General features: G+C 58.7%; 18 protein-coding genes. 3 read left to right on the top strand and 15 right to left on the bottom strand.

All coding sequences use genetic code 11. From position 1 onward, the window contains the following. Positions 1-10: 10 nt before the first annotated feature. From BW686_RS11635 to sdhC, 5 genes are all read right to left on the bottom strand, one after another. Positions 11-2842, bottom strand: coding sequence for a 2-oxoglutarate dehydrogenase E1 component (locus BW686_RS11635; protein WP_003382003.1), 2832 nt, complete (start codon positions 2840-2842; stop codon positions 11-13). A gap of 259 nt (positions 2843-3101) precedes the next feature. Then, entirely contained in the window at positions 3102-3806 is a 705-nt protein-coding gene (locus tag BW686_RS11630) for a succinate dehydrogenase iron-sulfur subunit (RefSeq protein WP_003316554.1), read from the bottom strand. 12 nt (positions 3807-3818) lie between these two features. Beyond that, positions 3819-5591: a succinate dehydrogenase flavoprotein subunit gene (gene sdhA, locus BW686_RS11625; protein WP_084916826.1), complete on the bottom strand. Its 1773-nt coding sequence runs from the start codon at positions 5589-5591 to the stop codon at positions 3819-3821. Positions 5592-5594: 3 nt separating this feature from the next. Then, positions 5595-5963, bottom strand: a complete 369-nt coding sequence (gene sdhD / locus BW686_RS11620) for a succinate dehydrogenase, hydrophobic membrane anchor protein (protein ID WP_084916824.1) — start codon at positions 5961-5963, stop codon at positions 5595-5597. Beyond that, entirely contained in the window at positions 5957-6331 is a 375-nt protein-coding gene (gene sdhC / locus BW686_RS11615; protein WP_084916822.1) for a succinate dehydrogenase, cytochrome b556 subunit, read from the bottom strand. The genes sdhD and sdhC overlap by 7 nt, the downstream gene beginning before the upstream one ends. Before the next feature lie 361 nt (positions 6332-6692). On the opposite strand from sdhC, the gene gltA reads away from it, so the two are divergent. Next, the gene (gltA, locus tag BW686_RS11610; protein ID WP_084916820.1) at positions 6693-7982 is read left to right on the top strand and encodes a citrate synthase; all 1290 of its coding nucleotides are present in this window, start codon (positions 6693-6695) and stop codon (positions 7980-7982) included. Between the two features lie 75 nt (positions 7983-8057). Here the strand turns inward: gltA and BW686_RS11605 are convergent, their stop codons facing one another. The 9 genes from BW686_RS11605 to BW686_RS11565 all read right to left on the bottom strand — a co-directional run bounded on the left by BW686_RS11605 (position 8058) and on the right by BW686_RS11565 (position 15330). Continuing rightward, on the bottom strand, positions 8058-8663 hold the full coding sequence (locus BW686_RS11605) for an START domain-containing protein (RefSeq protein ID WP_084916818.1): 606 nt from the start codon (positions 8661-8663) through the stop codon (positions 8058-8060). A 55-nt stretch (positions 8664-8718) separates the two neighbouring features. After that, positions 8719-8976, bottom strand: coding sequence for a YkgJ family cysteine cluster protein (locus BW686_RS11600; protein ID WP_084916816.1), 258 nt, complete (start codon positions 8974-8976; stop codon positions 8719-8721). 93 nt (positions 8977-9069) lie between these two features. Beyond that, on the bottom strand, positions 9070-9756 hold the full coding sequence (locus tag BW686_RS11595) for a translation initiation factor 2 (protein WP_084916814.1): 687 nt from the start codon (positions 9754-9756) through the stop codon (positions 9070-9072). Positions 9757-9869: 113 nt separating this feature from the next. Continuing rightward, positions 9870-11309 carry an aminotransferase-like domain-containing protein gene (locus BW686_RS11590; RefSeq protein ID WP_084916812.1) on the bottom strand — a complete coding sequence of 480 codons (1440 nt, stop codon included), beginning with the start codon at positions 11307-11309 and terminating at the stop codon, positions 9870-9872. A 217-nt stretch (positions 11310-11526) separates the two neighbouring features. Beyond that, positions 11527-12342 carry an OmpA family protein gene (locus tag BW686_RS11585; protein WP_084916811.1) on the bottom strand — a complete coding sequence of 272 codons (816 nt, stop codon included), beginning with the start codon at positions 12340-12342 and terminating at the stop codon, positions 11527-11529. After that, positions 12339-12692, bottom strand: coding sequence for a DUF4398 domain-containing protein (locus tag BW686_RS11580; protein WP_084916808.1), 354 nt, complete (start codon positions 12690-12692; stop codon positions 12339-12341). The genes BW686_RS11585 and BW686_RS11580 overlap by 4 nt, the downstream gene beginning before the upstream one ends. Before the next feature lie 10 nt (positions 12693-12702). Beyond that, positions 12703-13530 carry a substrate-binding periplasmic protein gene (locus BW686_RS11575; RefSeq protein WP_084916806.1) on the bottom strand — a complete coding sequence of 276 codons (828 nt, stop codon included), beginning with the start codon at positions 13528-13530 and terminating at the stop codon, positions 12703-12705. Positions 13531-13650: 120 nt separating this feature from the next. Further along, a complete protein-coding gene (locus BW686_RS11570) occupies positions 13651-14580 on the bottom strand; it encodes an electron transfer flavoprotein subunit alpha/FixB family protein (RefSeq protein ID WP_084916804.1) in 930 nt (309 codons plus the stop codon). Next, positions 14581-15330 (bottom strand): electron transfer flavoprotein subunit beta/FixA family protein, encoded by a 750-nt coding sequence (locus BW686_RS11565; protein ID WP_084916802.1) that lies wholly within the window; start codon positions 15328-15330, stop codon positions 14581-14583. It lies immediately after the preceding gene. 510 nt (positions 15331-15840) lie between these two features. Here BW686_RS11565 and BW686_RS11560 point away from each other — a divergent pair. Beyond that, positions 15841-17496 carry an electron transfer flavoprotein-ubiquinone oxidoreductase gene (locus tag BW686_RS11560; RefSeq protein ID WP_084916800.1) on the top strand — a complete coding sequence of 552 codons (1656 nt, stop codon included), beginning with the start codon at positions 15841-15843 and terminating at the stop codon, positions 17494-17496. Between the two features lie 55 nt (positions 17497-17551). Here BW686_RS11560 and BW686_RS11555 read toward each other — a convergent pair whose 3' ends face one another. Further along, positions 17552-18457, bottom strand: coding sequence for an AraC family transcriptional regulator (locus tag BW686_RS11555; RefSeq protein WP_084916798.1), 906 nt, complete (start codon positions 18455-18457; stop codon positions 17552-17554). 179 nt (positions 18458-18636) lie between these two features. On the opposite strand from BW686_RS11555, the gene BW686_RS11550 reads away from it, so the two are divergent. Then, entirely contained in the window at positions 18637-19689 is a 1053-nt protein-coding gene (locus BW686_RS11550; protein WP_054079403.1) for an NAD(P)-dependent alcohol dehydrogenase, read from the top strand. Positions 19690-19691: the final 2 nt, after the last annotated feature.

Here is a 19691-nt window from a genome sequence, read left to right as displayed (position 1 = left end):
CTCGAAGGCGTTAAACAGTGAAGGCATCGCGCAGGAGTTTTTCCTGCTGCTCGGCGTGCATCGAAGCGTAGCCACAGGCTGGCGCGGCGGAGGCATCACGACCGGCGTACTCGAGAACGAGTTCGCGTTTGTGGTTGCCCATGCTGCGGCGCAGATGGTGCTGACTGCTGTACCAGGCGCCCTGGTTCATCGGTTCTTCCTGACACCAGACCACATGCTGCAGGTTGGTGTAAGGCGCGATGGTTTCCATCAAATCATCTTCAGGGAACGGATACAGCTGCTCGAGGCGAACGATGGCGATGTCTTCACGCCCTTCGGCACGACGTTTTTCCAGCAGGTCGTAGTAGACCTTGCCGCTGCACAGCACCAGACGCGTGACCTTGGCCGGATCGAGGGTATCGATTTCCGGAATGACGGTCTGGAACGAACCTTCAGCCAGATCTTCGAGGGTCGAAACGGCGAGCTTGTGACGCAGCAGCGACTTCGGCGTCAGCACGATCAGCGGCTTGCGCAGCGGACGGATGACCTGACGGCGAAGCAAGTGGTAGATCTGCGCCGGCGTCGTCGGTACGCACACCTGAATGTTGTGCTCGGCACACAATTGCAGGTAACGCTCGAGACGTGCCGAAGAGTGCTCCGGCCCCTGACCTTCGTAGCCGTGAGGCAACAGCATGGTCAAACCGCACAGACGGCCCCACTTGTGCTCGCCGCTGGTGATGAACTGGTCGACAACCACCTGGGCACCGTTGGCGAAGTCGCCGAACTGCGCTTCCCAGATAACCAGAGCATCAGGCTGAGTGGTCGAGTAACCGTATTCGAACGCCAGCACGGCCTCTTCCGACAGGAACGAGTCGTACAGATCGAAACGCGGCTGACCGGCGTACAGATTCTGCAACGGGATGTAGGTCCCTGCGTCTTTCTGGTTGTGCAGGACGGCGTGACGGTGCGAGAACGTGCCGCGACCGATGTCCTGACCCGTCATGCGGATCGGGTGGCCTTCGAACGCCAGCGTGGCGTAAGCCATGGTTTCGGCGTAGCCCCAGTTGATCGGCAAGCCACCGGCCTGCATCTTCTGGCGATCTTCGTAGATCTTCTGAACCTGACGCTGCACGACAAAACCTTCCGGCAGCTCCATCAGCTTGGCCGACAGTTCCTGCAAGGTCTTGAGATCGAAGCGGGTGTCGTGACGCGCAGTCCAGGCGTGGCCCAGATAAGGACGCCAGTCGACGAACAATTCCTTGTTCGGCTCTTTGACCAGGCTTTTCACTACGTGCAGGCCGTTGTCCAGCGCGCTGCGGTAGTCATCGACCTTGGCCTGAACGCGGGCGTCATCGAGAACACCGGTCTTGATCAGATGCTCGGCATACAGTTCACGGGTGGTGCGCTGCTTGGTGATCTGCTGGTACATCAAAGGCTGAGTGCCGCTAGGCTCGTCAGCTTCGTTGTGACCGCGACGACGGTAGCAGACCAGATCGATGACGATGTCCCGCTTGAACTGCATGCGGTAATCGATCGCCAGCTGGGTCACGAACATCACGGCTTCCGGATCATCCCCATTCACATGGAGGATCGGCGCCTGAATCATCTTGGCAACGTCGGTGGCGTACTCGGTGGAACGCGAGTCCAGCGGGTTGCTGATGGTGAAACCGACCTGGTTGTTGATGACGATGTGGATCGTGCCGCCCGTCTTGAAGCCGCGAGTCTGCGACATCTGGAAGGTTTCCATGACCACGCCCTGACCGGCAAACGCCGCGTCGCCGTGGAGGGAAATCGGCAGAACCTTGTCGCCATTCGGATCGTTGCGACGATCCTGACGCGCACGCACCGACCCTTCGACCACCGGAGAAACGATCTCCAGGTGAGACGGGTTGAATGCCATCGCCAGGTGAACTTCACCGCCTGCGGTCATGACGTTGGAAGAGAAGCCCTGGTGGTATTTGACGTCACCGGAACCCAGTTCCACTTTTTTCTTGCCTTCGAACTCGTCGAACAGGTCGCGCGGGTTTTTGCCGAAGGTATTGACCAGCACGTTCAGACGGCCACGGTGGGCCATGCCGATGACAACTTCCTTGGTGCCGTAGGACCCGGAACGCTGAATCAGCTCGTCGAGCATCGGAATCAGGCTTTCGCCGCCTTCCAGACCGAAACGCTTGGTGCCCGGGTATTTGGTCCCCAGGTACTTCTCGAGACCTTCCGCAGCGGTGACACGCTCCAGCAGGTGGCTCTGGATGTCAGCCGAGAACGCCGGACGACCGCGAACACTCTCGAGTCGCTGCATGAACCAGTTGCGCTGCTCGGAATCCACGATGTGAGTGAACTCGGAGCCGATGGTGCGACAATATGTCTGCTGCAACGCTTCGTGGATTTCGCGTAGGCTCGCTTCCTCTTTGCCGATGAACAAGTCGCCGGCACGGAAAGTCGTGTCCAGATCGGCATTGGTCAAGCCGTAATGATTGATCGACAGATCGGCAGGCGCAGGACGCTGCCACAGGCCCAGCGGATCGAGCTGAGCGGCCTGATGGCCACGCATCCGATAAGCCTGGATCAGTCGCAGCACTTCAACCTGCTTCTTTTCGTGTTCGCTGCTCACACTGCCGGCGGAGACCGGCTGAGCGCGGCGCTGGTTTTTGGCCAGCAACACGAAATGATCGCGAATAGTCGAGTGCGATACATCGGTGGCAGAGCTGCCGTCTGCTGGCAACTTCTGAAAGTAGGTGCGCCATTCTTCTGGCACAGCGTTAGGGTCGTGCAGGTAGAGCTCATAGAGCTCTTCCACATAGGCAGCGTTACCACCGGATAGGTGGGCACTGTTCCACATGCGCTGCATCACGCTTTCTTGCATGCTTGGTCACCCTCGGTAAGGGGACACCACCGGCGAAGACACCAGAGCAATCCTGAAATAGTCGTGTGCAGCGACTGTATCAAGTCACCAGGGATCACGCAGATAGTCCGGGTACCAGCCCGGATGCCCCTGCTGGTCTCATTTCTTCAAAATAAGAGCGGCAGCTTTGCGAGCTACTGCTCAGGTTAAAACCACGGCGCCGGTTGAAGCCTGCGCCGCGGCCATTTCAGTGCAACGGTGTAACAGATAAAGCGATGAATCAGACGCCGTTTTGCAACAACATGTTGCGCACGTGACCGATGGCCTTGGTTGGGTTAAGGCCTTTCGGGCATACGTTGACGCAGTTCATGATGCCGCGGCAGCGGAATACGCTGAACGGATCATCAAGCGAAGCCAGACGCTCACTGGTGCGGGTGTCACGGCTGTCAGCCAGGAAACGGTAGGCTTGCAGCAGTGCAGCAGGACCCAGGAACTTGTCGGGGTTCCACCAGAAGGACGGGCAGGAAGTCGAGCAGCAAGCGCACAGGATGCACTCGTACAGACCATCGAGCTTTTCGCGCTCTTCCGGAGTTTGCAGACGTTCGATGGCCGGAGCCGGCGTGTCGTTCTGCAGGAAAGGCTTCACCTTCTCGTACTGCTTGTAGAAGATGCTCATATCGACGACCAGGTCACGAATGACCGGCAAACCTGGCAGCGGACGAACGATCAGCTTGTTCTTGGCGACAACGGCGGACAGCGGCGTGATGCACGCCAGGCCATTCTTGCCGTTGATGTTCATGCCATCGGAACCGCACACGCCTTCGCGGCACGAACGACGGTACGAAAAGCCTTCGTCCTGTTCCTTGACCAGCGCCAGCACGTCCAGCACCATCAGGTCCTTGCCACCGGTATCGACCTGAAACTCCTGCATGAAGGGCGCAGCGTCCTGATCAGGGTTGTAACGATAAACACTGACTTGCAACATATCGGTCACCCCTTAATAAGTCCGAATCTTAGGTTCAAAAGTCGGAACAGTCTTCGGCGAGAAGTTCACGGCACGCTTGGTCACGCGCTTGTCACCCGGGAAATACAGGGTGTGGCACAACCAGTTCTCGTCATCGCGATCTTCGAAGTCTTCACGGGCGTGAGCGCCGCGGGACTCTTTACGATGCTCTGCGGCGATCGCCGTGGCTTCGGCAACTTCCAGCAGGTTTTGCAGTTCAAGCGCTTCGATACGGGCCGTGTTGAATGCCTGGCTCTTGTCGTTGATCTTGACGTTGGCAATACGAACGCGCAGGTCAGCCAGCTGGGCAATGCCCTTCTGCATGTATTCGCCGGTACGGAACACACCGAAGTAGTTCTGCATGCAGTTTTGCAGCTCTTTGCGCAACGTGGCGACGTCTTCACCGGTGGTGCGTTCGTTCAGCCCGGCAAGGCGTGCGAGCGCTGCATCGATGTCGGACTGGGAGGCACGTGCGTAATCGACGCCTTCGCGCAATGCCTGCTCCAGGTGGATACCGGCAGCACGACCGAACACCACCAGGTCGAGCAGCGAGTTGCCGCCCAGACGGTTGGCACCGTGAACCGATACGCAGGCCACTTCGCCTACTGCGAACAGACCTGGAATGATCTGATCGACGCCGGCAGCGTCCTGAGTGATCGCCTGACCATGAATATTGGTCGCGACACCGCCCATCATGTAATGGCAGGTTGGAACCACCGGGATCGGCGCGGTAGCAGGGTCGACGTGGGCAAAGGTCTTGGATAGCTCCATGATGCCTGGCAGACGGCTGTGCAACACTTCTTCACCCAGGTGATCGAGCTTGAGCATCACATGATCGCCATCCGGACCACAGCCGTTGCCGGCGATGATCTCTTTGACCATGGAGCGTGCAACCACGTCGCGACCGGCAAGATCCTTCGCGTTCGGAGCATAACGCTCCATGAAACGCTCGCCGTGCTTGTTGATCAGGTAACCGCCTTCACCGCGGCAACCTTCAGTGACCAGTACACCTGCACCGGCAATGCCGGTCGGGTGGAACTGCCACATCTCGATGTCCTGAACCGGCACACCGGCGCGCAGCGCCATGCCGATACCGTCACCGGTATTGATCAGTGCGTTGGTGGTGGACGAGTAGATACGCCCTGCACCGCCGGTTGCCAGCACGGTAGCGTTGGCGCGGATGTAGGAGGTTTCACCGGTCTCGATGCAGATGGCGATGATGCCGACAAAGGCGCCATCCTGGTTCTTCACCAGATCCACTGCGTAGTATTCGTTGAGGAATACGGTGCCGGCCTTCAGGTTGGCCTGATACAGCGTGTGCAGCAGTGCGTGACCGGTACGGTCGGCAGCAGCGCAGGTACGTGCAGCCTGACCACCCTTGCCGAAGTCCTTGGACTGACCACCGAACGGACGCTGATAGATACGGCCCTGCTCGGTACGGGAAAACGGCAGCCCCATGTGCTCGAGTTCGAAGACCGCTTCCGGACCTACGGAACACATGTACTCGATAGCGTCCTGGTCACCGATGTAATCGGAACCCTTGACGGTATCGTACATGTGCCAGCGCCAGTCATCGTTCGGATCGGCCGAAGCGATGGCGCAGGTGATACCACCTTGCGCAGACACGGTATGCGAGCGGGTTGGAAAGACCTTGGTGACCACGGCAGTCTTGTGACCGCCTTGAGCCAGTTGCAGCGCAGCGCGCATGCCGGCACCGCCACCACCAATGATGATGGCGTCGAAAGAAAGCGCATTAATATTAGCCATGAATCAGATACCCCAAAGAATCTGCACACCCCAGACGAAGTAGGCGAACATCAGAACGCCGCATACTGCCTGGAACAGGAAACGTACTGCGGTCGCGGACTTGCCCAGCGCCATTGGCGTCAGGTAGTCGGTCGCGATGGTCCACATGCCGACCCAGGCGTGAGCGCCGAGTGCAACAAGCGCCAGCAGGCTGAAGATACGCATTCCGTTGTGGGAGAACAGATCATGCCATTGGGCGTAACTCAGACCCGGATGGAAGACCATGTAGCCGATCAGGAAGATGAAATAGGCCGCGAGCACGACCGCAGAGACGCGCTGCGCCATCCAGTCGTAGAGACCCGAACGCGACAGGTTCGTGACGTTGGTTACCATATCCATACTCCTGCCAGAAGAATCAGCACCACGGAAACCGCGATAACGATTTTGGAGCCCAGCTTGCCGCCTTCGAGCGTCTCGCCTACCCCGGTGTCCATGATCAGGTGACGGATACCGGCCACCATGTGATACAGCAGGGCAGAAAGAAGTCCCCAGATGATCAGCTTGGCCAGCGGACTGGTCATACACGCTTTGACTTCACCGAACCCTTCTTCGGACGCCAGCGACTTGTCCATTGCATACAGCATGATTGCAATACCGACAAAGAGGATGACACCGGAGATGCGGTGAAGGATGGACGTGTAAGCGGTGACTGGGAGCTTGATGGTCCTTAGGTCTAGATTTACAGGTCGTTGGCTATTCACGGCTTTTTTTCACACTGAAGAGCCCCTAACAATCAGGGCAAGTTGTTGGGAAGTGCACTGGTCAGGTACCCACCACCCAGGAAGTGACGACCCCCTTGAAACAGGCCAAAAGCCTCTGGCGGTCGGACGCCGAGTATAGACAGTTAGGGCGCTAATGACAACGCGCAGACTTACCTCCAATGGCGCATTGCGTTACCGGGATAAAAGGCGTAAATGGCAGGAAACAGCTCCGAAAATCCACGGCCGGAGCCTTGTGGAACACGACTTTAGGCAAATTGACTTTAGAATTTATCTCACTATAGTGATGCGGGCCCTGCGTGGGGGGCCTGTCTGATGATTTGAAGCATAAATAGGAGGCCACATGGCTGACAAAAAAGCGCAGTTGATCATCGAGGGCGCAGCCCCCGTCGAGCTGCCAATTCTGACTGGTACAGTGGGTCCGGACGTGATCGACGTACGCGGTCTGACCGCCACCGGCCGCTTCACATTTGACCCTGGCTTCATGTCCACGGCATCTTGCGAGTCGAAGATCACCTACATCGATGGTGACAACGGAATCCTGCTTCACCGCGGCTACCCGATCGAACAACTGGCCGAGCAGTCCGACTACCTCGAGACCTGCTATCTGTTGCTCAACGGTGAACTGCCAACCGCCGAACAGAAAGCCCAGTTCGTGGCCGTGGTCAAGAACCACACGATGGTTCACGAGCAACTCAAGACCTTCTTCAACGGTTTCCGCCGTGATGCCCACCCGATGGCCGTCATGTGTGGCGTAGTCGGCGCCCTCTCGGCGTTCTACCACGATTCGCTGGACATCAATAACCCGCAGCACCGCGAAATTTCGGCTGTGCGCCTGGTTGCCAAGATGCCGACCCTGGCGGCGATGGTCTACAAGTACTCCATGGGCCAGCCCATGATGTACCCGCGCAACGACCTCAGCTACGCCGAAAACTTCCTGCACATGATGTTCAACACCCCGTGCGAGATCAAACCGATCAGCCCGGTGCTGGCCAAGGCGATGGACAAGATCTTCATCCTCCATGCCGACCACGAGCAGAACGCGTCAACCTCCACCGTGCGCATGGCGGGTTCCTCGGGTGCCAACCCGTTCGCCTGTATCGCTGCCGGTATCGCCGCACTCTGGGGCCCGGCTCACGGCGGTGCCAACGAGGCGGTGCTGACCATGCTCGACGAAATTGGCGATGTGTCGAACATCGACACATTCATTGCCAAAGCCAAGGACAAGAACGATCCTTTCAAGCTCATGGGTTTTGGCCACCGCGTCTACAAGAACCGCGATCCACGCGCGACCGTGATGAAGCAGACGTGCGACGAAGTGCTGAAGGAACTGGGCATCAACAACGATCCTCAACTCGAACTGGCCATGCGCCTCGAAGAGATCGCCCTCACCGACCCGTATTTCATCGAACGCTCGCTGTACCCGAACGTCGATTTCTACTCGGGCATCATTCTCAAGGCCATCGGCATTCCGACCAGCATGTTCACCGTGATCTTCGCCCTGGCGCGGACCGTCGGCTGGATCTCGCACTGGAAAGAAATGCTCTCCAGCCCTTACAAGATCGGTCGCCCTCGCCAGCTTTACACCGGCGATGTGCAGCGTGACATCGTCCCGTTGCAAGACCGCAAGTAAGCACTGCCCGCAAAAAAACAAGGGCTGCCAATGGGCAGCCCTTTTTTATGCGCAGCTCTTTCGAACGACGTTGAATTACTGTGCAGCCCGCTCCCTGAGCGCCTTCAGCGTATTGAATGGCGCATCAACGACAAACTTGTTGGCCAGCATCGAGGGCACGCTGCCACCTGGCTCGGTATGCACCTGATACGTGACCTCTGTCTGATTCGGCCCCTTGGGCACCATCTTCCAGAACCCTTTGACCTCTGCCACGCGCACAAAACCCTTTTCCTCGGGGATGTACTTCGGCTGCTCTTCAAGCGTCCGCGTGACACTGCCGTCAGCCCCTTCCTGGGTGGTAATCAGCAAAACAGAATCGCGCGGCGTGACGGGCCAAGGCGTATTGAACTGACTGTACGTCCAGGTCTTGTCACCTTCGTGCTTCAGTATCTTCTGCAACTTGCACTCGTGAATCCAGGCGCAGGCACCCGCAACGTCTTCTTGAAGCGCGCGTAACTTGCCGACACTGGCGTTGATCACGGCAACGCCCCGGTAAGCCTTGTAATCAGAACCCGGCACATCACTCAACGAGACCTTGATACCGCCCTCATCCTTGGCAACCTTCCAGTCTTCAGCCTGTGCAACGCCGGCCAGCGTTACAGTCAACCCACAAGCGACCATCATGCGATACAGCGGACTCATTGTTTTATTCCTTGTTTTGAAGTTCCGACAATGCGCTAGCACTCAAAGACCCGTTTCAAACCACGGCAGTAGCCTTTTCCCACCAGCCGATAAGGCGAATCGCATCAGCCTGATCGGCTCCACAGACATCGTCTGCCGGTTTGAACTGACTGCAGACCGCAGGACGCTCAGGCATACCGAACAGCGCGCATAACAGCTCTACCGACAGGTGCAGACACCGCTCGCCGGCAGGCTTTCCGTGAGGCATACCGGGTATGGGAGACGTGATGGAGGGCGCGATGCAACACGCACCACAATCAGAACGGCAGTCCATGACCCGACACCTTTTGAAAAAATGGAAAAAGAGGAAGGATAGTAACCGCCAAAACGCTTGTTTGAAAACGTCGTATCGGACGAGACGCAGGGCTTACTGCTTGAATTTGAAATCCAGCGCAGCGCCTTCCACATCGCGACGGTTTTCATTACGCATCTGCAACTGCATTTCATTGGTCAGCAATCGACCTTCCAGCTCGAAAGGGCTGGCACCGGCCGACTCGCCGAACATTTGCGGCAACAATGGCTTGCGCTTGCTGGTGATGACTTTGGCCGGAGGGTCCAGCTCCCTGACCAGTTCAGGTGGCAGGCTCAAATCAAGCTTGGGCGACTTGATTCGCACATCCTTGGCTTTAGGCTCTTTGCCTGCCTTGCGATTGCTGGCTGTAGCCTCGCGCTTGGCCACGGCAGCCTTGGACGTTGCAGCTTTCGAAGACGGCTTGCCGGCCCCCGTGGCGGGCGCCTTGTTGATCTGAGCAGACGATGGCGCATTGGACTCTTTGCCAACCACCACCGGAACCACTGGCACTCCCGGCATCAATTCATGCATCGAGTCAGGGACTTTCGGCAACACGGTTTCAGCTGCCGAAGCCTGCGTCGAAGGCTCTGCATCGTTGGCTGTGTCAGTCTTTTTAGTCACGTCCTTTTTAGCCACATCAGCGCTGGAAGCGGCAGGCGCAGCAGCCGCTTCGGTCTTTGGCTTGGGTACGGGCGTTTCCTGAGCATCACAACCGCCCAGTAGCACCAGAATCAACAAGCCGCAACAACGTAACGCATTCATAGGCAGAAATCAGACAAGACAGTGGCAAAGCCGGAAAGAAACACATGCTGTCCTTTTGAGGCCACGCTGACAAGACAAGAGTTCCGAAGAATTGACAAAAAAGCACGCACCACTCAATAGGCAGGAACGTTGTCGTGACAAAGTTGCTTGGCCAGCAATCCCAGTGTCATCAGCGCACGCTCCGCTTCCTTGTTCCAGGGCATTCCGCAATTGAGCCGTACACAGTGATTGAACTGCTCTGTGTTACTGAAAATAAGGCCGGGCGCGATGCTGATGCCCTGCTCCAGCGCTCGCACGTGCAGCTCTTGCGTATTGACCCGGCCTGGCAGGCTGACCCACAGAATAAAGCCACCAGCCGGTCGGCTCATTTGCGTGCCTTCCGGGAAAAACTGCTGCACGGCGAGTTGGTAGGCACTCATGTTCTTGCGATATTCAAGACGAATGAAGCGCAGGTGCCGGTCATAGCCACCGTTTTCGAGATAGGCGGCGATCCCCATCTGCGTAACGCTGCACGCAGAGTGGGTACTGAAGGTCTGGAGACGTTGAATTTCAGCCTGATACTTGCCGGCAATCACCCAACCGACACGCACACCCGGTGACAGCGTCTTGGAAAAGCTGGAGCAGTAGATCACCCTCCCCAACCGATCAAAAGCCTTGAGCGCCTTGGTTCGCCCGACTTCGAACATCAGTTCGCCATAGACATCGTCCTCGACCACCTGGATATCGAAGTCCGAAGCCAGACGCAGCAGGCTTTTCTGCCGCTCTTCGGGCATGGTGCCGCCCAAGGGGTTGCTCAGGCGCGAGGTCAACACCAGCGCTTTGATCGACCACTGATTGGCCGCCAGTTGCAGGGCTTCCAGACTGATCCCTGTCGCCGGGTCGCTGGGAATCTCGATGACCTTCAGGCCCAGCAGATCGGCGAGCTGCAACAACCCGTAATACGCGGGCGACTCGGCGGCAATCAGGTCGCCGGGCCGTGTGAGCACACGCAAGGCCATTTGCAGCGCATCGACACACCCATGAGTGATGACCACCTCGGAAGGATCGACCACAACACCTGCATCACGCATGCGAATAGCGACCTGCCTGCGCAGTGGTTCAAAACCGGGGCTGAACATGTAGCTGAACGCACGCGGGCTGTGAAAACGCGTGACTTTGGCCAGTTGTTGATGCAGCGCGCGAACCGGCAGGTAATCCACATGTGGCACCGCTGCCCCCAGCGCAAAAACGCCCTCGCGGCGCGATTCTTCAAGAACCTGCTGGATAATGCTGCTGCGCGTGACCAGCCCGGGTCGCTCGACGCGGGCAATGTCTGGCGTCGAAGCGGTCAGCGCGGGGGTCTGGTGGACGTAATAGCCCGACTGCGGGCGTGCCCGGATCAACCCTTGATCTTCAAGGTTCGCATAAGCCTGCAACACCGTCGCATGGCTGACATTGAGCTGTGAGCTCATCTTGCGAACCGAAGGTACGCGTTCGCCAGGCTGGTACACACCGCGACGGATGTCTTCGGCCAACTGCTGGGCGATACGCTGGTAGAGCAAAAGGTTGGTCATGGCACAGCCTCGAAAAAGACCGGTGGTTTATTATTTTAAAGATACAGATTGATAAAAACCGGTACTGCTCTGAAGTGTACGGGAACAGTTTACGTTCAGGCCAGCTGTCGTACTCGCTGCGCGAAAATAAACGCGGCCAAAAGCGCGATGCCCACAGCTTTAAAGCCAAAAAAAACCCGAGGCCGTTTCCGGCATCGGGTCTGTTTAGCGCGCACCGTCAGCGAGCAGCGCCCAAATGGCCTTTTTCGTCCGAAAACACAATCTCGACACGGCGGTTCTGCGCGCGCCCTCGCTCGGACGCGTTGGCATCCACCGGGAATTGCTGACCGTAGCCTTCGACCTGAATGCGCTTCTCATCCACGCCAAGGTCCATCAGCACGTCTGCGACCGCTTGCGCACGGTCTCTGGACAGTTTCAGATTTTCCTGACGGTCACCGGTGCTGTCGGTGTAGCCCTCGATCCTGACCACGCGACGCGGGTTGATCTGCAGGAACTGCACGACCTTGAGGATGGTGCGACTGGCCGAGTTTTTCAGCTCGGCATGGCCAGCATCGAAAAGTACATCGCCCAACGTCATGACCAGACCGCGATCCGTCTGAGTCGTCGCCAGACTGAGGATCTGGTCCTCCAGCCAGCGCCCTTGCTGCTGGGCACTGGCCAGCTTGGCTTCACGCAGGGCCAACTGCATGCGCTGACGCTCCATGTCCATTTTTGCCAGACGCTCCTGACTCAACATCAAATTACTGTGCTCGCGGGCAATCTCGCTGTAGCGGCTGCTCAAATACGCGTAATGACTCACGTCGGCGCTGCTGCCCAGGTAACTGGTCAGTCGCTCGGCGCGCGCCAGGGATTCACCGGCGCGAATCACGTCTTTGGGCGCACTGCGCAGCACATCGGTATCTTCCTTGACCTTCTGGAAGTCGGCACTGGCTTGTTGCAGCGCCTGGCCGCTGTCCTGATGACCGGCACACCCGTAAAGACCGGCCGCCCCCAGCAGCAGGCATACGCTCACTACACGCGGAACGCGGTTCATTGCGCCTCTCCCAGCTGCTTGCGCAAGCGATTGAGACGAGTGTTCAGTTGATTGACCTGCTCCTGGCTTTTCAGGGTAAGCACTCGCGCCTCCGCCAGCCGCGCATCCAGCTCGGCTTGTTCGGCCTTCATGCGCGCGTCTTTGTAAGCGTGACTCGTCATTGAGGCGCGGGCTTCGGCAAACCGGGCCAGCGCAATGTCCATCTCAGGCTGATCATCACTCGCACCGACCGCCTTGGCCTGCTCCAGCGCCTGCTCGGTCAACTTGAATTGTTCGGTGGGAACAGGATCACTGGCACATCCGGCCAGCGTGGCGATTGCCATGAAGGCAACTGAAAAACGAATACTCACAAAAACATTCCTACTGGTTTGGGGCGCTGGCACTGGCAGGTTGCAATAACTGGGCTTTCCACAACTCCAGATTGTGCTTGATCACTTCGCCCGCAAGGCCGGAGGCCGCAGATTCTGTCATCTTTTTCGCCAGCTGTCCGCGCAACCACGGATCATTGCAGGCCGAGTTGACGGACAACGCCAGGTAAAAACCCGGCGTATCGACCGGCTCAGGCTGGGCAATCAGGTCTGAAGACAAGCCCAGCGTCTGCACCATCACCATCCCTGCGTAACGTCCGGCCAGCACATAGTCGGCTTCACCCAACGCCAGTTTCTGAAAAGCCGCGGTCAGGCCCGGCAGGCGCAGCAGCGTCAGATGCTGCTTCGCTGCTTCCTCGAAAGGCGGCGTCAACCGGGTCTTTTCCGACATCACGCCAGGGTGCCCATGCAGCTCGCTGAGGGCATTGAAGGGCACGGCGTGATCGCGGCGCGTCCAGACCATGATGTCGTTCTGCACAATCGGCGGATCAATGTAGTCAAGGGATTCGAGCTGTGCCGTGCTCAAGGGTGCGTCGGCCAGCATATCCATGCGCCCGGTTCGCACCTCTTCAAGCGCCTGACTGCGCTTGCCGCCATACAGGAAACGGACCTTGATGCCGAGTTCGCCCGCGACATGCGTCAACAGATCGGCATTGGCCCCCATCAGACGCTTGGGGTCCTGCGGATCACGCCATAAATAAGGTGGCGCATCCGGACTTCCGGTCACCACCAGGCTCTCACATTTGCCGGCAGCGAGTGTCACCGTCGGCAACATGACCAGGCCGAAAAAAAGCGACGACAGCAGCCGGGAATGCCCCATGAAAAGTCCTTTTGAAATTCAATAAAAAACCCGCTCTGTCCGGGCCTACGCGCCGCAGGCAAGCTGCTGGCACGTAAACCGCGAACGGAACGGGTTCTCTTTATAGTGGAAGCGCGTGGCTTAGACCAGCTTCTCCAGCTCGGGAATGGCTTCGAACAGGTCGGCCACCAGCCCGTAATCCGCAACCTGGAAGATCGGCGCTTCTTCGTCCTTGTTGATCGCGACGATCACCTTGGAGTCCTTCATGCCGGCCAGATGCTGAATCGCGCCGGAAATACCGACCGCAATGTACAGCTGTGGCGCGACGATCTTGCCGGTCTGACCGACCTGCATGTCATTGGGCACAAAACCGGCATCGACCGCAGCCCGGGAAGCACCGACCGCAGCGCCGAGCTTGTCGGCCAAGGTGTACAGGTGCTTGAAGTTATCGCCGTTCTGCATGCCGCGACCGCCGGAGACGACGATCTTGGCGGCTGTCAGTTCCGGACGATCAGACTTCGCCAGCTCTTCGCCGACAAAGCTCGACTTGCCTGCATCGTGAGCCGCCGAAACCGCTTCAACAGACGCCGAGCCACCTTCGGCAGCCACAGGGTCGAAGCCGGTGGCACGCACCGTGATGACCTTGACCGCAGCAGTGGACTGCACGGTGGCAATCGCGTTACCGGCGTAGATCGGGCGAGTAAACGTATCCGCCGACACCACCGACACGATTTCGGAGATCTGGTCCACGTCAAGCTGCGCGGCAACGCGAGGCAGGATGTTTTTGCCATTGGAAGTCGCAGCGGCAAGAACGTGGCTGTGACCCGCGGCCAGTTCGGCCACCAGCGGCGCGACGTTTTCCGGCAATTGATGCGCGTAGGCAGCGTTGTCGGCGACCAGTACTTTGGACACGCCAGCAATTTTGGCTGCGGCTTCGGCAACAGCGCCGATACCCGAACCGGCAACCAGCAGGTGAATGTCACCGCCGATCTTCTGGGCGGCAGCAACGGTGTTGAGCGTAGCCGGGGCTACGGTCGCATTGTCGTGTTCAGCGATAACCAGGATCGTCATTTAGATTACCTTCGCTTCGTTTTTCAGTTTCTCGACCAGTTCAGCCACCGACTTGACCTTGATGCCCGCGCTGCGTGCAGCTGGCGCTTCAACCTTGATGGTCTTGTTGGTCGAGGCCGTGGAAACACCCAGTGCATCAGGGGTCAGCACTTCAAGCGGCTTCTTCTTGGCTTTCATGATGTTTGGCAGCGAAGCGTAACGTGGCTCGTTCAGACGCAGGTCTGTGGTCACGATAGCAGGCAGGCTCAGGGAGACCGTCTGCAGACCGCCGTCGATTTCACGGGTCACGGCCACCTTGTCGCCGATCACTTCAACCTTCGAGGCGAAGGTGCCTTGCGGGTAACCGCTCAGCGCAGCCAGCATCTGGCCGGTCTGGTTGTTATCGCTGTCGATCGCCTGCTTGCCGAGGATCACCAGCTGTGGCTGCTCCTTGTCGACAACGGCCTTGAGCAGCTTGGCAACGGCCAGCGAGGTGAGATCTTCGGCGGATTCGACCAGCACGGCACGATCGGCACCCAGCGCCAGTGCAGTACGCAGCTGTTCCTGAGCAGTGGTCGGACCAATAGTGACCACCACGATTTCTGTCGCAACACCCTTCTCTTTCAAGCGCACCGCTTCTTCAACAGCGATTTCGCAGAACGGGTTCATGGACATTTTGACGTTGGCCAGATCGACGCCGGAGTTGTCCGCCTTGACGCGAACCTTGACGTTGTAGTCGACCACTCGTTTGACAGCTACAAGAACCTTCATGGATTCCTCACTCTCCGGTGAAAAGAAGTCGCCCGGCGAAACCAGGCGATCGAAATGTGTCCTCAACAAGCAATCGTGCTGATGCAGGCCAGTGGCGCACGTTGAAACGCGCTATAAAAGCCGGGCGTCATCCGTCAAGCAGCGGCGGTATGTGTAAAATGCGCCGTGCGACGTTGAGCCGTGACCTGCACCGCGCCTGCCTGATGCCTTTTGAGAGATTCGCTGGAACCTCGTTTCAGCCTACGGCAAACGCAAAACCGCCCGTATCTTGACCGCAACGCCTTTTCTGGTCAATACGCCAAATCGGCCAGTCCTGAGTCTGGCGTCTTTGATTTATCAGGGCTGCGGCCGATTCAAACAAACGTTTGTATTGGACCCGCACAGTGGTGTAGATATAATGCGTGCCATTAAAAGACTGGCGGTGTCCAACACCTTCCAGGTCGGCCTGCAGGGACCCATAAAGCAGTGCCACATAAAAACACCGTGAGCCTTGAGATTAGGAGATAGCCTGTGGAACGCGAATACATGGAATTCGACGTCGTCATCGTCGGAGCCGGCCCTTCCGGGCTTTCTGCCGCTTGCCGCCTTAAACAGAAGGCCGCTGAAGCCGGGAAGGAAATCAGCGTCTGCGTGGTGGAAAAAGGCTCCGAAGTCGGCGCACACATTCTATCCGGTGCCGTGTTCGAGCCGCGCGCACTGAACGAGTTGTTTCCGAACTGGCAGGAACTGGGCGCGCCGCTCAACACGCCGGTCAAGCGCGATGACATCTACGTGCTGCGCGATGCCGAAAAAGCCCGGAAGATTCCGGACTTTTTCGTTCCCAAGACCATGCACAATCACGGCAACTACATTATCTCGCTGGGCAACCTGTGCCGCTGGCTCGCCCAGCAGGCTGAAAACCTCGGTGTGGAAATCTACCCGGGCTTTGCTGCCCAGGAAGCGCTGTTCGACGAAAACGGCGTGGTTCGCGGCATTGTCACCGGCGATCTCGGCGTCGACCGTGAAGGCAACCCCAAGGAAGGCCTGTACACCCCTGGCATGGAACTGCGCGCCAAGTACACGCTGTTTGCCGAAGGTTGCCGTGGCCATATCGGCAAGCAGCTGCTCAAACGCTTCGACCTCGACAACGAAGCCGACGTGCAGCACTACGCCATCGGCCTCAAGGAAATCTGGGAAGTCGACCCGGCCAGGCACGAACAGGGGCTGGTGGTGCATACCGCAGGCTGGCCATTGGACGACGCCAACCCGGGTGGCTCGTTCCTGTATCACTTGGAAAACAATCAGGTGGTGGTCGGCCTGATCGTTGACCTGTCCTACACCAACCCCTATCTGTCGCCGTTCGATGAATTCCAGCGCTACAAGCATCACCCGGTCATCAAGCAATATCTGGAAGGCGGCAAACGCATCAGTTACGGCGCCCGCGCCATTGCCAAGGGCGGCCTGAACTCGTTGCCGAAGATGGTCTTCCCTGGCGGCGCACTGATCGGTTGCGATCTGGGCACGCTGAACTTCGCCAAGATCAAGGGCAGCCACACGGCCATGAAGTCCGGCATGCTCGCGGCCGACTCGGTGGCAGACGCGCTGTTCGCCGGCCAGGAAGGCGGCGACGTGCTGACCTCCTACGTCGATGCCTTCAAGGCCAGCTGGCTGCATGCAGAGCTGTTTGCCAGCCGCAATTTCGGCGCGGCGATCCACAAATACGGCGCGATCAAGGGCGGCGCTTTCAACTTCATCGATCAGAACATCTTCGGTGGCAAGCTGCCGTTCACCCTGCACGACACCCAGCCTGATTACGCCTGCCTCAAGCTGGCGGCGGACTCAACGAAGATCGATTACCCGAAACCCGACGGCAAGCTCAGCTTCGACAAGCTCAGTTCGGTATTCCTCTCCAGCACCAACCACGAAGAGGAACAACCCTGCCACCTGAAGCTGACCGACCCCAGCATCCCGATCAGCAAGAACCTGCCGCTGTACGACGAGCCGGCCCAGCGCTATTGCCCGGCGGGCGTTTACGAAGTCATCACCAAAGAAGATGGCGAGAAGCGCTTCCAGATCAACGCGCAGAACTGCGTACACTGCAAGACGTGCGACATCAAGGACCCTTCGCAGAACATCACCTGGGTGGCACCGGAAGGCGCGGGCGGGCCGACTTACCCGAATATGTAAGGGCCTCAGTAAACGTCACGCCGAGAAAAGCCCCTGCCGGGGCTTTTCCATTCAGTCAGGCCGGAACCCGCAGGTTGCTGCTTTCCTCACCGGGGCTGCGCTCGAAATAGCGTTTGTATTCCCGGCTGAACTGCGATGCACTCTGATAGCCGACCTTGAGCGCGACCTGCGCCACGCTCATCCCGTCGACCACCAGCAATTGCTGGGCCTTGAGCAGTCGCAGGCGCTTGAGGTACTGCACCGGTGACAACAGGGTGCTGCGCTTGAAATGCTCGTGGAAGGTCGAGGTGCTCATGTTCGCGCAACGGGCCAGGGTGTCGACATTCAGCGCGTGATCGTAATGGTCATGCAGATAGGTGACCGCCGAGGCGATACGGGCAAACTGCCCCTGCTGCTCGACCAGCGCCCGCAACACCCCCGACTGAGGCCCCCGCAGCGCGCTGTACAGCACGTCGCGAACCCGCGACTGCCCCATCGCCTGACATTCCAGAGGGTCGTGCAGGCAACGCAGCAGCCGCTCGACGCTGTCGCGCATCGCACTGTCGATCAACACCGAGGTCATGGATTCAGGCGTCTGCAACTGACTCTCCCGCACGCTGGCCGGCCCCAGCGCCTGCACCAGCTCACCGAGCAACACGCGGTCGATGGCGACGGACACGCCGTACAACGGCTTGTCCGGCGTGGCAAAGGTTTCGCACTTGAACGGCACAGAGAGCGCCTGAATCAGGTAATGCCCGGTGCCGTATTCAAAGGTGCGCGGCCCCAGGCACGCGACCTTGCTGCCCTGCACCACGATCATCAGGCTTGGCTCGTAGATCTGCGGGCTGCTGGCCACATAACCGAACGCCGACAGGACGCGAACCTCCGGCAGAGGCGTTGCAACAAAACCGGGACGAACCGCCAACGGCTTGATCAGTGAGACGAGCGTGGCATTGCCATCGGAGGGGAAATCGAGTGACATGAAAACAGGCCGACAGAGAAATAGACAGCCGCATCATCGCAGATTTAAGCCTCGCAGCCGACCTCAAAACACGCTGCCGGAGAAATAGGCATGAAACACGGAGGAATCACCATAGCCGCGACAGGCCCGCATCCGGACAATAGTGAGCCTCTATTTCGTAACACCTTGCGAGGTCAACTATGTACACAGCTATCGGTTACGCCGCTCAGTCAGCCACCGCCCCCCTCGCCCCGATGACCTTCGAACGTCGCGCTCCGCGTGCCGACGACGTTGCCATCGAGATCCTGTATTGCGGCGTTTGTCACTCCGACATTCACCAGGCGCGTAATGAGTGGGGTATCGCCGTTTACCCGCTGATGCCAGGCCACGAAATCGTCGGACGGGTCACCGCCACGGGTGCCAACGCAACTAAATACAAGGTGGGTGATCTGGTCGGCGTCGGCTGCATGGTCGATTCGTGCCGTGAGTGCTCGGCCTGCAAATCGGACCTCGAGCAGTATTGCCTGGAAGGCCCGACCATGACTTACGCCACGCCTGACCGCGTGGACGGCAGCAACACCATGGGCGGTTACTCCAACAGCATCGTGGTCGCCGAGCATTTCGTCGTGCGCGTCCCGGAAAAACTCGATCCGGCCGCCGCCGCACCGATTCTTTGCGCAGGCATCACCACCTATTCGCCGCTCAAGCACTACGGTGTGAAGGCTGGTGACAAGGTCGGCATTCTGGGCATGGGCGGTCTGGGCCACATGGGCATCAAGTTCGCCAAGGCGATGGGCGCTGAAGTCACTCTGTTCACCCGCTCCGCTGCCAAAGCCCAGGAAGCACGTCGTCAGGGCGCCGATCATGTGATCGTCTCCACCGACGCCGAACAGATGAAAGCCGCTGCCGGGCATTTCGACTTCCTGCTCGACACCATTCCGGTGCAGCACGACCTGAACCCCTACCTGGAAACGCTGCGCTTTGATGGCGTGCATATCCTGGTCGGCCTGATCGAACCGATCGAACCGCCAGTCCACGCCGCCCACCTGGTGATGAGCCGCCGCGTGTTGGCCGGTTCGCTGATCGGTGGTATTGCCGAAACCCAGGAAGTGCTGGATTTCTGCGCCGAGAACGACATCACCTGCGACATCGAAATGCTCGACATCCGCAACATCAACGAAGCCTACGAGCGCATGCTGGCCGGTGACGTGAAATACCGCTTTGTCATCGACATGGCCACACTGAAAGCCTGATT

This window comes from Pseudomonas syringae, from assembly GCF_002157375.1.
Lineage (GTDB): Bacteria > Pseudomonadota > Gammaproteobacteria > Pseudomonadales > Pseudomonadaceae > Aquipseudomonas > Aquipseudomonas syringae_T.
This window is presented reverse-complemented; position numbering and strand designations above follow the sequence as displayed.